At 69.7% G+C, this 15,484-nt stretch carries 14 protein-coding genes; 6 read left to right on the top strand and 8 right to left on the bottom strand.

All coding sequences use genetic code 11. The features are described 5' to 3' along the window. Positions 1-227: 227 nt before the first annotated feature. From oxlT to MFF58_RS04725, 5 genes are all read right to left on the bottom strand, one after another. Positions 228-1,517, bottom strand: a complete 1,290-nt coding sequence (oxlT, locus tag MFF58_RS04745) for an oxalate/formate MFS antiporter (RefSeq protein ID WP_238285680.1) — start codon at positions 1,515-1,517, stop codon at positions 228-230. 389 nt (positions 1,518-1,906) lie between these two features. Further along, positions 1,907-2,740, bottom strand: a complete 834-nt coding sequence (locus MFF58_RS04740) for an NAD-dependent epimerase/dehydratase family protein (RefSeq protein WP_238285679.1) — start codon at positions 2,738-2,740, stop codon at positions 1,907-1,909. Between the two features lie 44 nt (positions 2,741-2,784). Then, a complete protein-coding gene (locus MFF58_RS04735; RefSeq protein ID WP_238285678.1) occupies positions 2,785-4,080 on the bottom strand; it encodes an MFS transporter in 1,296 nt (431 codons plus the stop codon). A gap of 328 nt (positions 4,081-4,408) precedes the next feature. Next, complete coding sequence (locus MFF58_RS04730) at positions 4,409-5,473, bottom strand: lactonase family protein (RefSeq protein ID WP_238285677.1); 1,065 nt, start codon at positions 5,471-5,473, stop codon at positions 4,409-4,411. Positions 5,474-5,749: 276 nt separating this feature from the next. Then, positions 5,750-7,057: an alpha-hydroxy acid oxidase gene (locus tag MFF58_RS04725; protein ID WP_238285676.1), complete on the bottom strand. Its 1,308-nt coding sequence runs from the start codon at positions 7,055-7,057 to the stop codon at positions 5,750-5,752. A 171-nt stretch (positions 7,058-7,228) separates the two neighbouring features. Here MFF58_RS04725 and MFF58_RS04720 point away from each other — a divergent pair, with 171 nt between their 5' ends. The 3 genes from MFF58_RS04720 (at position 7,229) to MFF58_RS04710 (ending at position 9,838) form a co-directional block, all read left to right on the top strand. Beyond that, the gene (locus tag MFF58_RS04720; RefSeq protein WP_238285675.1) at positions 7,229-8,266 is read left to right on the top strand and encodes a LacI family DNA-binding transcriptional regulator; all 1,038 of its coding nucleotides are present in this window, start codon (positions 7,229-7,231) and stop codon (positions 8,264-8,266) included. Between the two features lie 102 nt (positions 8,267-8,368). Beyond that, positions 8,369-9,040, top strand: a complete 672-nt coding sequence (locus tag MFF58_RS04715; RefSeq protein ID WP_238285673.1) for an aspartate/glutamate racemase family protein — start codon at positions 8,369-8,371, stop codon at positions 9,038-9,040. A 3-nt stretch (positions 9,041-9,043) separates the two neighbouring features. Then, positions 9,044-9,838 (top strand): hydroxypyruvate isomerase family protein, encoded by a 795-nt coding sequence (locus tag MFF58_RS04710; protein WP_238285672.1) that lies wholly within the window; start codon positions 9,044-9,046, stop codon positions 9,836-9,838. 189 nt (positions 9,839-10,027) lie between these two features. Here MFF58_RS04710 and MFF58_RS04705 read toward each other — a convergent pair whose 3' ends face one another. Next, entirely contained in the window at positions 10,028-11,059 is a 1,032-nt protein-coding gene (locus tag MFF58_RS04705; protein WP_238285671.1) for a hydroxyacid dehydrogenase, read from the bottom strand. Between the two features lie 4 nt (positions 11,060-11,063). After that, complete coding sequence (locus tag MFF58_RS04700; RefSeq protein WP_238285670.1) at positions 11,064-12,269, bottom strand: amino acid aminotransferase; 1,206 nt, start codon at positions 12,267-12,269, stop codon at positions 11,064-11,066. A gap of 209 nt (positions 12,270-12,478) precedes the next feature. Here MFF58_RS04700 and MFF58_RS04695 point away from each other — a divergent pair, with 209 nt between their 5' ends. The 3 genes from MFF58_RS04695 (at position 12,479) to MFF58_RS04685 (ending at position 15,070) form a co-directional block, all read left to right on the top strand. After that, on the top strand, positions 12,479-13,618 hold the full coding sequence (locus MFF58_RS04695) for a branched-chain amino acid ABC transporter substrate-binding protein (RefSeq protein ID WP_238285669.1): 1,140 nt from the start codon (positions 12,479-12,481) through the stop codon (positions 13,616-13,618). A gap of 211 nt (positions 13,619-13,829) precedes the next feature. Further along, positions 13,830-14,105: a translation initiation factor IF-1 gene (infA, locus tag MFF58_RS04690; protein ID WP_012320343.1), complete on the top strand. Its 276-nt coding sequence runs from the start codon at positions 13,830-13,832 to the stop codon at positions 14,103-14,105. Continuing rightward, positions 14,102-15,070, top strand: a complete 969-nt coding sequence (locus MFF58_RS04685; protein WP_238285668.1) for a DMT family transporter — start codon at positions 14,102-14,104, stop codon at positions 15,068-15,070. Before infA ends, MFF58_RS04685 begins: the two co-directional genes overlap by 4 nt. Here MFF58_RS04685 and MFF58_RS04680 read toward each other — a convergent pair. Then, positions 15,040-15,342 (bottom strand): hypothetical protein, encoded by a 303-nt coding sequence (locus tag MFF58_RS04680; protein WP_238285667.1) that lies wholly within the window; start codon positions 15,340-15,342, stop codon positions 15,040-15,042. The genes MFF58_RS04685 and MFF58_RS04680 overlap by 31 nt on opposite strands. Between the last annotated feature and the right edge of the window lie 142 nt (positions 15,343-15,484).

Genomic DNA, 15,484 nt, shown 5'->3' with positions numbered 1-15,484 from the left:
ATCCGTTTCGGGTGGGCCGGCGCTCGGCGTCGGCTGGCTCGGGGATCTCCCGCCCCTTCATCCCGCGGGGCCCGCGTCAGCGGGCCTCGAAGGAGTCTCCGGAGGTCTGGGCGATCCCGGAAGCCCTCTTTCGAGGCCTCCGCTCCGCTTCGTCACCTCAGGATGCGGCAAAGGGTGGGAGATCGGTGGGTGTTCGGCGTCCCTCGCGGGTTCTCGGGTTTGGGCGGTCAGGCCGCCCGGATCGGTTGGGCGGCGAGTGCCGCCGGCTGCTGCTCGGCCGCCGCAAGGTAGCGGGCCCGCATCGGGCGGAGCAGGAACATGGCCAAGGCCGCCGCCGTGACGTTGAGGACGATGATCAGCGTGAACACGGCCGACCAGCCGTAGGCGGAGGAGATCAGGCTGGCGAAGGGCACGAGGAAGGACGCCGTTCCCTTCGCCGTGTAAAGCAGGCCGGCATTGCTGGCGGCGTATTTCGAGCCGAACGTATCGCCGCAAGTCGCCGGAAACAGCGAGTAGATCTCGCCGAACACCCCGAAATACACTGCGGTGGCCAGGACGAAGACCATCGGGATGTGCCCGTAGGTCAGCAGCACGATCACCGCCAGCGCTGCCGTCGAGAAGGCGATGAACATCGTGTTCTCGCGGCCGATATGGTCGGAGACGAAGCCGAAGAACGGTCGCCCGAACCCGTCGAAGATCCGGTCCAGCGAGATCGCCAGGGTCAGCGCGGCCATCTGCATGCCGAACAGGCTCACCGGCACGCCAGCCACCTGGAAGTCGTGGGCGATCGGGGCGATCTGCGCCGCCGCCATCAGACCGCCGGAGGCGACCATCACGAACATGACGTACATAACCCAGAAGACCGGGGTGCGCACCGCCTCGCGGGGGCTGCGGTCGACCTTGGTCTGCGGCAGGCGCGTGCTCTTGCGCTGGACCGGCGTGTTGGTCGACGGCTTGCGCAACAGGAAGGCGAGGGACAGCACCACGGCGCCCTGGCCGATGCCGAAGTAGAGGAAGGCGTCCTGATAGCCGCTGGAGGCGATCATCCGGGCGATCGGCACCACCGTGATGGCCGCACCCGCGCCGAACCCGGCCGCGGTGGCGCCGGCGGCGAGGCCACGGCGATCCGGGAACCACTTGAGCGCGTTGCCCACGCAGGTCCCGTAGACCGATCCCGCACCAATGCCGGCGATCACGGCGCCGAGATAGAGCAGGAACAGGCTGTCGGCGTAGGCGTCGATCGTCCAGGCGAGGGCGATCATCACGCCGCCGAAGGCGACCACGATCTTCGGACCGTAGCGGTCGACGAACCACGCCTCGACCGGCACCAGCCAGGTCTCGGTGGCGACGAACAGCGTGAAGGCGAGCTGGATTGCCGCTCGACCCCAGTGGTAGCGCTGATCGATCGGGTCGACGAACAATGTCCAACCGTATTGAAGGTTGGCGATCATGGCCATGCAGATCACGCCGAAGGCGAGCTGCCACCATTTCGCCGACGGCGAATCCTGGCGTTCCATCCCCGTGCCTCTCTTGTTGGGTCGGCGCGGCCTTGCAGTGGCGCGTCTGTGGTACGCCGCCGATCATGCACATCCCTTCTAGGTATGCAATATACCAGCGCGAGACGGACGGGATGAAGTGTCAGGCCGGCGATATTATGCCGTTTGTGCAACTTATGGAATCCGACGCCCTGTCGGTCGTGCCGATACGACGCACCGGCATCGCGGCGAGCGTAAAGTCCTACGGGTAACGCGCCAGGGCGCCGTGGGACCAGGAACGCCCCGGAGATCCTGCTCCACGCCGGGTCCTGTCACGCGCCGCGCCGGGGTGCCAGGACCCGGACTTCCCGGCGCCGCTCCGGCATACACGAATGACGGGGAGGTCGTCGCGGTCGGGGGGCGCCGGGGCTTTACGGGGCCGGGGGCTCGCGGCGGGAATAGTCCAGGCCCGTGAACCCACCACCCTGGTAGCGTTCCACGATCCTGTTGCCGCTGGTCTTGCCTTCCAGCGACGCCGCGTAGGAATCCGCGCTGTCCTGCGGCGTCCAGCCGATCACGTCGCGTCCGTCCCGCCGCCACCAGGTCATGCGGCTGTTGTTCGAGGCGCCCCAGATCACCACCGTCCCCTTCGGCCCGAGGCTCGGTGCCAGGGTGGCGCGGGCGATCAGCCGGGTGAGGTCGGCATAGGACAGCCACGTCGCCAGCATCCGCGCGTCGGTGGGCTCCGGGAAGCAGGAGCCGATGCGCAGGAAGACGCTCTCAACCCCGTGCTTGTCGCGGTACAGGCCGCCCATCAGCTCGCCGTAGGCCTTCGACAGCCCGTAGAAGCCATCCGGCGCCAGGGCGCAGTCATCGTCCAGAACCTCGGACCGCTCGTGGAAACCGATGGCGTGGTTCGAGGAGGCGAAGATCATCCGCGCGCCCTCGCGGCGGGCCGCCTCGTAGGCGTGGTAGAGGCCGCGGATATTGGGACCGATCACCGTCTCGAACGGGTGCTCCACCGAGATCCCGCCGAGGTGGAGGATGGTGCCGCAGCCCTCCGCCAGCCGCAGGATCGCCGGCCCGTCCTCCAGGTCGGCGATCTGGAAGCGCGCGCCCTCGGGCAGCGGGTCCGGGAAGGGCGCGCGGTCGGTGAGCCGGAGCGGCCAGCCCCGTTCGCCGAGCGCGCGGGTCAGCACGCGCCCGAGGGCGCCAGAGGCTCCGGTCAGGAGGACGGGTTTCGGGGGAACGGTCTCGGCGCTCATGGATGCTGCTCCTGAATCGGACGCTCGCCTTCAGACGGTATCGTTCAGACGGCCTTGACCGCGGCGAGGGGACCGGCTTCCGCCGGGTTGCGGGGCCGCCGCACGAAGATCGCCATGGCGACGACGCCCGCCGCCGCGATCAGGGCGGCGATCACGAAGGCGCTGGCGTAGCCCCCGAGGTATTGCACGGCGAAGCCCGTGGCGGTCGGTCCGATGATCCCCGAGATGTTGCTCAGGAGGTGGATGAAGCCGCTCACGCCGCCGACCCGCGCCTCGGGCACCAGCTCGTGGATCGTCGCCCAGCAGGATTGCACCGAACTCGTCAGCATCAGCACGGCCAGCGCGATGAGCGAGACCGCCATGGCGGTGCTGGTCGCGGCATTGACCGCGATCAGGGCGACCCCCGCGATGGCGAGGGGCACGATCGTGGTGATCTTCCGCGCGGCGAGCTTGTCGCCCATGCGCTTGTAGACGAGATCGGCCACGATGCCTCCGCCGACGTAACCGACGAAGCCGCAGGCCCAGGGGATCGAGGCGACCAGGGCCATCTCCTTCACGGGCATGTGCAGGGCGTCGGTGAGGTAGCTCGGGAGCCACGAGAGGAAGATGTAGAGGGTGTAGTTCACCGCGAACATGCCGAGGCCGAGCGACAGGGTGCTCGGCAGGAACAGGTAGCCTTTGAGCGACCGGGCGTGGTCGGAGGGTGCGAGGTGGGTGACGGCGCGGCTGCGCTCGACGAGGGCGATCTCCTCCGGACTGACCCGCGGATTGTCCTGGGGGCGGTCGGTCATCAGCAGGCGCCACGCCACCACCCAGAGCAGGCCGACGGCGCCGATGGCCACGAACGCCACCCGCCAGCCGTACTGGATGGCCAGCAGCCCGACCACGGGCGCCGCGATGGCGCTGCCCACCGTCTGCCCCGAGAAGGTGAAGCCGATGGTCCGGGCGGTCTCCTCGCGGGGAAACCACGTGGTGATCGTGCGGTTCGTGGTCGAATTCATCGGACCCTCGGCGAAGCCGAACAGGGAGCGGACGATGAACATCTGGGCGAACCCGGTCACCGCGCCGGTCAGCATGCACAGGACCGACCACGAGGTCGCGGCCCAGCTGTAGATCCTGCGCGGCCCGTAGCGGTCGGCGAGTTGCCCGCCCACGAAGGCGAAGATCGCGTAGCCGAAGAAGAACGTGCTGAAGATCACCCCGAGTTCGGAGGGCGACAGGTTGAGATCCTGCTTGACGAAGGGCGCCGCGACGCCGAGTGCGGCGCGGTCCATGTAGTTGATAATCCCTGCTATGAACAGCAAAGATGCGATGACGAACCTGTATCGCTTGGCGAACATGGCGTTTCCTCTGATCTATCGGCAGTGTTCGTTTTTATTTAGTTGTTTCACTTGGCGGCGGACACGAACGGTGTCCGCAGCGCGTCCTTCCTCGGCGGCCGCTAGGGCGGCCCTACGGGCGCCGCCTGCATCGGCAGGGGGCGGGACGGTCCAGAAAAGAGCGGAGCCTGCCCGTCAGGGCGTGCCATGCCCGGCATCGCCGCCTCTTCGTCGCGAGACTTCGTCCCGACCCGACCACCGCCGGGAGCTACCTTCACCCGCAGAGGGGAGAGGGTGGGCGGAACCGGCGCTATCCAATATCGCGCGCTCACACTGGCTCTGGGCCTCCTCACAGGAACGCGATCGTGCAGGGACTCAGGCTCGGGCGCGAACCCGTTCGGGTGAGGTCCCCGCTGGTGGGATCGATGGCGAACTCGGCCAGGCTGTCGCCCTGCTCGTTGGCGACGAGCAGATTCGTCCCGCCCGGTGCCAGCACCATGAAGCGCGGGTCGCGGCCGCCCGCCTGCGTCCAGCCGGCGGGGTCGAGCCGTCCGCCTTCCGCGTCCACGTGAAAGCGCGCGATCCCGTCCTGACCGCGATTCGATGCGTAGAGGTGGCGGCCATCCGGCGTGACCACGATGGCCGCGGCGGTGCTCGCGCCGAAGAAGTCGGGCGGGAGCGTCGGGACGAGATGCAGGGGCTGCAGCGTGCCGGACGCGGCATCCCAGCGGCAGGTGGCGATGCTGGAATCGAGCTCGTTGACCAGGAAGGCGAGGTTCCGGCTCGGGTGGAAGGCGAGGTGGCGCGGCCCGGCGCCCGGCCGCATCGCAACCTCCGAGGCGATCGCGAGCCTCTCGCCGTCCAGCCGGAGCACGAAGACCCGGTCGAGGCCCTTGTCGGGGACGATCGCGTGCCGTCCATCCGGCGACAGGACCACGTGGTGCGGGTGGGCGCAGGCCTGCTCGGTCCGGTGCGGGCCCGGCTCGCCCGGTAGGCTCAGGATCTGGCAAGCCTCTTCCAGTGCGCCGTCCGCGCGGACCGGCAGCAGGGCGACCGAGCCGCTGGCGTAGTTGGCGACGATCAGGAACCGGCCGCTCGGGTCGAGGGCCTGATGCACGCTGTTGGTGCCGCCCGTGGCGGCCGCGCCGAGGGCGCGAAGGGTTCCGTCCGGCGTCACCGCGAAGGCGCTGGCCGCCTCGCCGTCACCCTGGACCGTGTAGAGCACGGCGCGGCCCGGATCGGCCACCAGGAAAGACGGGTTGGTGATCCCTTCGACCCGGCCGAGATGCGTCCACGTGTCGAGGCCGGCTCCCGTCCGGTACACGTCGATGCCCCGGCCGCGGGCCCTGCGTCGCTCCGTGGTGAAGCAGCCGACGAAGGCGAGGCCCAGAGGGGCAGGCGCGGCTCCGGTCATGCGATGGGTCCGGCTGAGTGAATAGGCTGCTGCGACGCTCGCGTCGCTCTCGCGCGCGAGGGGACGCACTCGAATGGCGCCATGATCGGCGAGGTCGCGCTGCCCTGGGTTGCTTCTCTGGGCCCACGGGGACGGGATCGCGCCTCGCAGCCCCTCCAACGTCTCGCTTCTGCTCCAGGCTCGCCTGCGGCCACCCGGAACGGCGGACGGCCCGTCCGGTCCGGCGCGGTGATGGTCACTGGAGAGACGATCATGCCCAATCCGCTTCCCCGTGGCTCAGGCCCGCCGCGGGACGCGACGGAGGAAGTCGGGGTTCAGCTCCGACAGGCGGTTCACGCCGATCAGCGCCATGTCGCGGTTCAGCTCCTCCTTGAGGATCCGCATGGCGAGTTCGACGCCCGCCACCCCGCCGAGCGCCGCGGCGAACATGAAGGGCCGGCCGAGCAGGACGAAGTCGGCGCCCAGCGCCAACGCCTTCATCACGTCGGTGCCCCGGCGGATGCCGCTGTCGACGATGATCTTCAGCCCGCCCTTTCGGGCGGCGATCTCCGGCAGCACGTCCAGCGGCGCGACGGCGTAGTCCAGCTGCCGGCCGCCGTGGGTCGAGAGGATCACCCCGTCGACGCCGCATCCCCGAGCGATCTCGACATCCTCCGGGGCCAGCAGCCCCTTCACGAGCAGATTCCCGGACCAGCGTTTCCGGATCGCCTCCAGATTCTTCCACGAGAGCTGATCGCGGGCGATGGTGTTGCGCACCGCGCCCTGCGACATCATCGGGGGACCGCGCTCGGCCTCGGTGTTCTCGAAGTGCGGCGCCCCGTGCTTAAGGAACGTGCGGGCGACGGTGCCCAGTAGCCAGCGCGGGTGCGTCGCGCTCTGCCACGCCACCTTCGGCGTCACCTTGATCGGCATGGAGAAGCCGCTGCGGGTGTTGTGCTCCCGGTTGCCCAGCGTGGGGGTGTCGGCGGTCACCACGAAGGTCCGGTAGCCGGCGGCCTCGACTCGGTCGAGGAGGTGGTCGATGCGATTCTGATCGCCCGGCAGGTAGCCCTGGAACCAGGCCTGCGGATTCTGGGCGTGCACATCCTCCAGCTTGATCAGCGAGGAGGCGCTCAGGCACATCGGCAGGCTCATCCGCCGCGCCGCCTCGGCCAGCACGAGGTCGCCCCGATAGGCGATGAAGGCGGCCCCGCCGAGCGGCCCGATCCCGAAGGGGGCCGCGTAAGTCTGGCCGAACAGCGTCGTGGCGGTGTCCCGCGCCGACGTGTCCCGCATCAGCCGCGGCACGAGGGCGTAGTCGGCGTAGGCGCCGCGGCTCTGCGCCAGGGCCGAACCGGTCTCGACCCCGCCGGAGACGTACTGGAAGATCATCGGCGGCAGCAGCCGCCGGGCGTGCCGCTCGAAATCGTCCAGCGCCAGCAGGTCGCGGAACCGGTAAGGGGTGACCGCGTCGCTGCGCTTCAAACTTGTGACGATCGCCTGCGGGGCGGCGATGCCGGCCGCACTCGCGTCGGCCCCGCCCACCGTCGGCGAGTCGCGCTCCGGCGCTCCCGCGCCGGAAGCCGGCCGGTCGGGCATCGCCATCCGCGTCTCCCTGATGGCCGTCCGGAACGGAAGCGTCCCGTCGGACGGCGTTTTTTGAAAGCGCTTTCAGATAGCCAGCGGGGTGGTGCGGTGTCAATATACTGCCGATCCAGTTCGCTGGTTGCGGCGCGCATGCGCATCGAGGCCGCCCAAGGGGGAGAACCGATTTCAGTGCTGGACCTGCCGGGCATGATCCTCGAGCCGCCGTCGCGCGGTCCCGTCGCGCGGGATGTCGCCCGACGGGCTGGTGTCTCGACCGCGACGGTCTCCCGGGTGCTCAACGGGTCCGCCGGCGTCCGGGCCGACAAGCGCGAAGCCGTGATGCGCGCTGCCCAGGATCTCGGTTTCGTCGCCAACGGGGCTGCCCGGGCCCTCTCGACGCGCCGGTTCATGGCGGTCGGCGCCGTCGTGCCAAATATCGAGAACGAGGCTTTCGTCCGCGTTCTCTCGAGCTTCCAGGAGCGGCTGCGCCAGGCGGGCTACACCCTGGTGGCGGCCAATGCCGGGTACGACCTGGACGACGAACTTCGGGAGGCGACCTTTCTGCTGGAGCGCGGCGTCGACGGGCTGATGCTGGTCGGCGACATCCACCATCCGGACCTTCACGCCCGGATCGCCAGCACCGGCATTCCGATGGTGCAGACCTTCAGCCTGTCGCAGCAGCGCCCCTGCGTGGGGTTCGACAACGCCGCGTCGGCGGCCCGGGCGGCCAACTACCTGATGGACCTGGGACATCGCCGGATCGGCGTGATCTCCGGCCTGAGGAAGGACAACGATCGCGGCGGCGCCCGGGTGATCGGCATCGCCCAGGCGCTCGCGGCCCGCGGCCTGTCGCTCGCCCCCGAGCACGATATCGAGATCTCGTACGGCATCGGCGGCGGCCGCGACGGCTTCCGCCAGATGCTGGCCGGCGGTCCGCCGCCGACCGCGATCATCTGCGGCACCGACCAGATCGCCTTCGGCGCCATGATCGAGGCCCGGGCCCGCGGGCTCGCTATACCGGGCGATCTCTCGGTGGTCGGCCACAACGATTCCGATTTCGCGCCCTTCCTCGATCCGCCGCTGACGACGATCCGCATCCACTCCGCCGAGATCGGGCACGCGGCGGGCGACCACCTGATCGCCCGGATCCAGGGCAAGCCGGTGGTGCGCCTGACCGAGATCGACGCCGAGCTGATCCTCCGCGCCAGCACCGCACCGCCGCGCTAGGCGCAGGCCACAGCCGGTGCTATCTTGCTCCCGTTTTGAAATCGCTTACAAGTTGATCGTCGGCGCGGCTTCGCGGCCGGCGTACCGAACCCGAGACGCAGCATGGCCCCCCGCATCGTCCTCCTGCACGCGACGCCGGTCGCCATGGCGCCGATCCAGACCGCGTTTTCCGAGCGCTGGCCTGAAGCGGAAATCGTCAATCTCCTCGACGACGGCCTGTCCCTCGATCGCGCGCGGGAGCCCGGCGAGATCTCGGAGGGCATGATCGAGCGCTTCGTGCGCTTCGGTCGCTACGGCCACGACATGGGCGCCGACGGCATCCTGATCACCTGCTCGGCCTTCGGACCGGCCATCGACCGGTTGATCGAGGACGTGCCTGTGCCGGTGCTGAAGCCCAACGAGGCGATGTTTCGCGCGGCCATCGCCCAGGGCGAACGCATCGGCATGTTGGCGACCTTCGGGCCATCGATCGGTACCATGACCGACGAGTTCGAGGAGTTCGTGGGTCAGTCCGGCCGCCCGGCGACCCTGCGGACGATCCTGGTCGACGAAGCCATGACGCGCCTGCGCGCCGGTGACGCCGAGACCCACAATCGACTGATCGCCGAGCGGGCGCCGGAACTGGCCGAGTGCGACGCGATCATGCTGGCGCATTTCTCCACGTCGCGGGCGGCCGAAGCGGTTCGGAAGGCCGTGTCGATCCCCGTGCTCACGGCGCCGCACGCGGCCGTGGACCGGATGCGCGCGATGATCGAAACCGGCAGGAGCGCCTGAACCATGAAGCTCGGTGCCTTCAAGAACCGCCTGAGCGGCCATTGCGGCTTCCTCTTCACGGAGCTGCCGCTCGCCGAGCGTTTCGCGGCCGCCGCGCGCGCCGGCTTCAGGGCGGTCGAACATCCGAACCTGTTCGCGACGCCGGCGCCGGAGGTGGCGGGGTGGCTCGAACGGGCGGGCGTGCCGCTGGTCCAGACGGGTTTCCCGGCCGGTGACGCCGCCAAGGGCGAGAAGGGCTTCGCCGCACTACCCGACAAGATAGAGTACTACCGCTCGACCATCGAGCCGACGCTCGATTACGTCGCCCGGCTCGGCTGCCGCATGGTTCATCCGATGGCCGGGGTGCGGCCGGCCGGCGTCGAGCAGTCACGCCTCTGGGATACCTACCTCGACAACCTTGCCTTCGCGGCCGACGCCGCCAAGGCACGCGGCATGACGGTGATCGTGGAGCCGATCGGGCCGGGTTCGATCGCCGACTACGTCATCGACGATCCGCTGGTCGCGGTGCAGGCGATCGAGGCCATCGGCCGCGATAACGTCAAGCTCCTGTTCGACGCCTATCACTGCGTCTGCCTGGGTCACGACCCGGCCGCGCTGATCCGGGCGCACGCGCCGCTCATCGCTCACGTCCAGATCGCCGACGATCCGGGCCGGCACGAGCCCGGTACCGGGACGATCGCGTTCGATCCGATCTTCGAGGCTTTGGAGGAGGTCGGCTACCACGGCCTCGTCGGGTGCGAGTATCATCCCGAATCCGGGACCGACGCGGGGCTCGGCTGGATGCGATCGGCGACCTAGCGGGGCTGCCAGGGGACCGGGACACCTGATCCCCGGTGGCCTTCGGAGGCATCGGAGCGCGGTGAAGGCCGCCGGGGATCGCGTGGCCGGCTGGAGATGTCCCGCGGGACTACCGCGCGGTACCTCGCCATGAGCGATCGCTGTGAACCCTAGAGGGCTGCCAAGCTCGGCGATACCGCCGCGGGCCGCTCAGCCCAGCAGCCGCGCCCGGCGTTCCAACACTGCCGGCCAGACCTCCGGATTGACGAGGCGCGGCGGCCGCTCGCCCTTGAGGATGCCGATGACCTGCTCGGCCCCCCAAGCCGCCACGTTGCGGCGCGCCTCGTGGGTGACTCCTGCGGTGTGATAGGTCGCCACAACGGTGTCGAGCTTGAGCAGCGCCGAGTCGAGGGGCGGCGGCTCCGGCGCCCAGACGTCGAGGCCCGCACCGGCCAAGTGCCCGGATGTCAGCGCCGCGGCGAGCGCGGCCTCGTCGTGCACGCCGCCCCGGGCGGTCGTCACGAAGAGCGCACCCGGCTTCATCGCCGCGAAGGCCTGCGCGTCGAAGCTGCCGCGGGTGGTGTCGTCGAGGGGGCAGTGCAGGGAGACGATGTCGGATTCGGCTAGCAGCCGCGCCCGATCCACCGGCTCCGCGCCGCGCGCCCTGATCTCGTCCGACGTCAGCAGAGGATCGTAGGCCAGGACCCGCATGTCGAAGCCGCGGGCGAGCTTGGCCACTTCGCGACCGGTATGCCCGATCCCGACCAGTCCCAGGGTCAAGCCGCCGATCTCGTGACCCATCAGCGATTCCCGCGAGAAACCCCGCGCCGTTCGGAGCAGGCGATCCGAGACGCAGATCTTGCGTGAGACGGCGAGCATGAGGCCGATCGCCAGCTCCGCCACCGAGCGGGCGTTGCCGCCCACCTGATTGACCACCGCGACGCCGGCGCGCGTGCAGGCGGCGGCATCCACCGTGTCGAAGCCCGCACCGCCCGACGAGACGGCGAGCAGATTCGGGCAGGAGGAGAGCAGATCGTCCGTCACGTGCCACCGGCGCGGCAGCTCGTCCCGTGCCGGGGAGACGTGGAAGACGTGAGCTTGCTCGAGCAGCGCCTGGAGGGCGCTCTCGGGCCCCCGCAGGTCACCCACCTGCAGGTCGATGTCGGATTCGGCCCTCAATCGCTCGTCGAAGATCGGATTGATCCACACGTTGAACCGGCAAACGCGCTTGAGGGCCGCCATCGGTTCAGCCCTTCACCACGGCGTCGATCGCGTCGATGACGTGATCGATGTTGTGAGAGTTGACCGCCGCCACGCAGATCCGGCCGGTCTCCAGCGCATAGACCTCGTGCTCCTCACGAAGGCGGGTGGCCTCGGCCGGGCTCAGACCGGTGTAGGAGAACATGCCCTTCTGAACCTTGATGGCGTCGAAGCCGCGCTCGGGGTGGCGCTGCTGCAGGCTGTCGGCCATGCGCTCGCGCATGGCGCGGATCCGGTCGCGCATCTCGGCGAGCTCCCGCTCCCAGTCGGCGCGCAGCTCCGGATCGGTGAGAACGATCTCGACGATGGCCGCCCCGTGCGTGTGCGGGTTGGAGTAGCTCGCCCGGACGAGGCGCTTGGCGAACGCCTCGACCTTCGCCCGCGCGCTCGGATTCTCGGCCACGATGGTCAGGGCGCCGACGCGCTCGCCGTAGAGCGAGAACGACTTGGAGAAGGAGGACGCCACCAGGAATTCCTGACCCGACTCGGCGAACAGGCGCACAGGCTCGGCATCGGCGTCGAGACCGTTGCCGAAGCCCTGGTAGGCGATGTCGAGGAACGGCACGAGGCCGCGCTCCGCCATCAGGGGGACGAGGTCGCGCCATTCGTCGATGGTGAGGTCGGCGCCGGTCGGGTTGTGGCAGCAGGCGTGCAGCACGACGATCGAGCCCTTGGGAAGATCCCGAAGGTAAGCCTTCATGGCCGGGTAGTCGGCGCCCCCGGTCTCGGCCGAGAAGTAGGGATAGTCCACCACGGTGAAGCCGGCCTGGGTAAACAGGGCCTTGTGGTTCTCCCAGCTCGGGTTGCTCACCGCCACCGTGGCGTCCGGGTAGAGCTTGGCGAGGATGTCCGCGCCGGTCTTCAGGGCGCCTGTGCCGCCGATGCTCTGGAGCGTCGCCGTGCGGTTCTGCGACAGAATGGGGGCGCCGGCGCCGAACAGCAGCGCCTGGACCGCGTCCCGGAACGGCTTGGTGCCCTCGATCGGCCGGTAGGTCTTCGGCAGACCCTTCTCGATCCAGCGCTTCTCCGCCGTCTGCACGGCGCGTAGGCGCGGCACCTTGCCGTCCGCATCCGTATAGACGCCGACCACGAGGTTGAGCTTCTTCGGGCTCGGATCGGCGTTGAAGGCCTCGAACAGGCGCATGATCGGATCGAGCGGCGCGTCCTGGATGCCGGCGAACAGCGAGGTCATGATCGTCAATCGTCCCAGAGGGTCTTCGTCGGCGACGCGCTGGCGCCCCGGCACGCCCGGCGACAAGCCGAGCCAGCGCCCTTATTTCGCACATCGCGCCCGCTTGCCAGCGCCGCCGCGCGCATCAGCATCCCGATCCGCTCAACGATCCGGTTTCACCACCGCCGCGGCCCTTCCGAAACGCGCGCTCCAGGCCTTAGAATGTCGCCATGATCCGTCGCCTCACCCTGATCGTCGCGGGCCTTCTTGCCGTCGCCCCGGCCAGCGCACAGGCGCCGGTGCGGATCGGTCTGTCCGCGCCGTTGACCGGGCCAGACGCGGCCTTCGGGCAGGGGCTTCGGCAGGGCGCCGAGCAGGCGGTGATCGATCTCAATCGGGCCGCCGGGGGGCGCCCGCGCTGGGTGCTCGTCCCGGCCGACGATGCGGGCGAGGGCCGGCAGGCCGTGGCGGTGGCCAGGAAGTTCGCCGCCGACGGCGTGCGCCTCGTGGTCGGGCCGTTCGAATCCGGCGCGGTCGCCTCTGCCGCACCCGTTTACGAGGATGCCGGCACCGTGTCGGTGACATCCGCCGCAACCTATGCGCCGCTCACCGGCAGGGGCCTCTGGAACCTGTTTCGATTGAGCCCGAGCGACGCGCAGCAGGGTCAGGCGGCCGGAGCCTACCTGGCACGGGCGTTCGCCGGTCGCCGGATCGGCATCCTGAACGATCGCTCGACCTTCGGTCGCGGCCTCGCCGAGGCGGTGGCAGCCCGGCTGAAGGAGGCCGGCACGCCCGAGGTGCTGTTCGACGGGTTTGCCCGCGGCACGCGGGATCTGTCCGAGCTCGTCGCCCGGTTGAAGGCGGCGCGGATCGACGCGGTGTATTTCGGCGGCCTCGCCCCGGAAGCCGCGATCCTGCTCCACGCGATGCGGGATGCCGGCCTCGCCGCGACGCTGGTGGCGAGCGATGGCATCCTCGATCCCGGCTTCGCCACCGCGGCCGGCGCCCTGGGAGAGGGGACCGTGATGACCCTGTCACCGGATCCACCGCGCCTGCCGGAGGTCCGCGGTGTCCGGTCGTCGGCAAGGAGTTCCGAGGCGGACAGCGTGGCCTCCGGCGCCTACGCGGCGGTGCAGATCCTGGCCGAGGCCGTCGAGCGGGCCCGTGCCGCCGACCCGAAGACCGGACGGATCGCCGATGGCCGCTCGGTGGCCGACGCCCTGCGGGCCGGGCCGATGCGCACGCTTCTCGGTCCCGTAGGGTTCGATGCGCGTGGCGACCGGACCGGCAGCCCGATCGTCCTGAGGATCTGGCGACGAAGCCCGGACGGGCGCCTCGACTACGCCGGCAACGAGGTTGCCGCCCCATGAATCGCGTCGATTCATGTCGATGACGGAAAGGCTGTCGCCGCCGTGACTTGCCGCCGGTTCCCGCGGCGACTACATGCGTGCGGTGCTGCTGAGCTGGCGCGGGCGATCCGTCGGATCGGATCCGCGCCCTGCGGCGTTTCCCGAGCTCGATGACAGCCGAACACGCATTGCCGGAACGCCTGCTGCCGGACGGTCCGACTGGAGAAGGTGCATGGCGAAAGAAGAATTGATGCAGTTCGACGGTCTCGTGATCGAGATCCTGCCGGATGCGCGCTACCGCGTGCAGCTCGACCAGGGCCACGAGATCGTGGCCTACACGGCTGGCAAGATGAAGAAGAACCGCATCAAGACGCTCGCGGGCGACCGGGTGACGGTCGAGATGTCGCCCTACGACCTGGAGAAGGGACGCCTCGTGTTCCGCCACAAGGACGAGCGTTCCTCCGGTCCGCGTCCTCCCGTGCGCGGCGGCCAGTTCCGACGCCGTTGAGATCGAAGCCCGCGTTCCGGGCTTCTTCGGCCACGTCCGCCTATCTGCTGCTCACCGTCACGGCGCTCCTCTGGGCCGGCAATGCGGTCACCAGTCGCTGGGCGCCGGGCCACGTGTCCCCTCAGGTGATCACGACGCTGCGCTGGGCTTTCGCCTGCGCAGTGCTCATGCCCTTCGCCGCGCGCCGGCTCGCGGCCGCGTGGCCGCAGTTGCGCCCGTACTGGCTGCGCATCCTGCTGATGGGCGGGCTGGGCTACACGGGCTTCAACTGCCTGTTCTACGCGGCCGGCGTTCATACCGGCGCGATCAATCTGGCTCTGTTCCAGGGCGCGATCCCGGTCCTGGTGATCGTCCTGAATCGGCTGGCGTACCGGGTTCCGGTCACGGCCGGGCAGATGTTGGGTGTCGGGCTGACGCTGATCGGCGCGGGCTTGGCCGCCACGCACGGCGACTGGTCGGTCCTCGCCAACCTCGCCTTCAACCGGGGGGACGTCCTCGTCTTCGGCGCGTGCCTGCTCTACGCCGGCTACACGATCTTCCTGCCGACGCGGCCGAAGGTGCCGGCGCTGGCTTTCTTCGCCGCCATGGCGCTCGCCGCCCTCGTGACGTCGCTGCCGCCGCTGGCGGTCGAATGGGCGACGGGGCACGCCGTCTGGCCGAACCGGGAAGGCTGGCTCATGGTGGCGTTCGTCGGCCTCGGGCCGTCGCTGCTGGCGCAGCTCTTCTTCATGCGCGGCGTCGAGCTGATCGGCCCGAACCGGGCCGGGCTGTTCGTCAACCTCGTCCCGATCTTCGGCGCGTTCCTCGCCGTCCTGCTGGTCGGCGAGCCGTTCGGAACGACGGAAGCCGCCGCCCTGACCCTGGTACTCTGCGGGATCGCCTGCGCCGAGCGCCTGAAGCCGGCACGCGCCGCCGAGGCGACCCCGGAGGCCGCCTACTCGCAGACGCGGACGCGGCGGACGTAGACGTCGCCGTAGGCGTCGACGGTCCGGCGGCGCTCGAAGTGGCAGACCGGGCCGTAATCTTCTTCCACGTAGACGGGCGGCGGGGCACGGTAGACCGGGCGACCCGGGTAGTAGCCGTTGTTGGCCGACGCGATGGCACCGCCGACGGCTAGGCCGCCGAGCACGCCGAGGGCAGCCGCGCCGCCGGCACCGATCCCGTCGCGGGCCTGGGCGGCTGGCGCGAGAGTGGCGAGGCTCCCGACGACAAGGCTCGTCGCGAGAAGGTACTTCATGACATCCCCCTGAAAGCAGGCGATTCGTGCCGATCATCGGCACCTGCTGCTAGCACGCCTGAGCTTTGGGGCGTTTGTTCGGCCGCACATACCGGCTTGACGTGGGGTGTTCCGCCGCACCAAACCGATCCGGCAGCGGTGA

Source organism: Methylobacterium longum, from assembly GCF_022179385.1.
Taxonomy (GTDB): Bacteria; Pseudomonadota; Alphaproteobacteria; order Rhizobiales; family Beijerinckiaceae; genus Methylobacterium; species Methylobacterium longum.
The sequence above is the reverse complement of the archived record's forward strand: the minus strand, read 5'-3'. Positions and strand labels throughout refer to the sequence as shown.

Excerpts from the sequence above, each read along its gene's own strand:
- oxlT (WP_238285680.1), bottom strand. The coding sequence starts at position 1,517 with ATGGAACGCCAGGATTCGCCGTCGGCGAAATGGTGGCAGCTCGCCTTC.
- MFF58_RS04695 (WP_238285669.1), top strand. The coding sequence starts at position 12,479 with ATGATCCGTCGCCTCACCCTGATCGTCGCGGGCCTTCTTGCCGTCGCC.
- MFF58_RS04715 (WP_238285673.1), top strand. The coding sequence starts at position 8,369 with ATGGCCCCCCGCATCGTCCTCCTGCACGCGACGCCGGTCGCCATGGCG.
- MFF58_RS04710 (WP_238285672.1), top strand. The coding sequence starts at position 9,044 with ATGAAGCTCGGTGCCTTCAAGAACCGCCTGAGCGGCCATTGCGGCTTC.
- MFF58_RS04705 (WP_238285671.1), bottom strand. The coding sequence starts at position 11,059 with ATGGCGGCCCTCAAGCGCGTTTGCCGGTTCAACGTGTGGATCAATCCG.
- MFF58_RS04735 (WP_238285678.1), bottom strand. The coding sequence starts at position 4,080 with ATGTTCGCCAAGCGATACAGGTTCGTCATCGCATCTTTGCTGTTCATA.
- MFF58_RS04740 (WP_238285679.1), bottom strand. The coding sequence starts at position 2,740 with ATGAGCGCCGAGACCGTTCCCCCGAAACCCGTCCTCCTGACCGGAGCC.
- infA (WP_012320343.1), top strand. The coding sequence starts at position 13,830 with ATGGCGAAAGAAGAATTGATGCAGTTCGACGGTCTCGTGATCGAGATC.
- MFF58_RS04725 (WP_238285676.1), bottom strand. The coding sequence starts at position 7,057 with ATGGCGATGCCCGACCGGCCGGCTTCCGGCGCGGGAGCGCCGGAGCGC.
- MFF58_RS04680 (WP_238285667.1), bottom strand. The coding sequence starts at position 15,342 with ATGAAGTACCTTCTCGCGACGAGCCTTGTCGTCGGGAGCCTCGCCACT.
- MFF58_RS04730 (WP_238285677.1), bottom strand. The coding sequence starts at position 5,473 with ATGACCGGAGCCGCGCCTGCCCCTCTGGGCCTCGCCTTCGTCGGCTGC.
- MFF58_RS04700 (WP_238285670.1), bottom strand. The coding sequence starts at position 12,269 with ATGACCTCGCTGTTCGCCGGCATCCAGGACGCGCCGCTCGATCCGATC.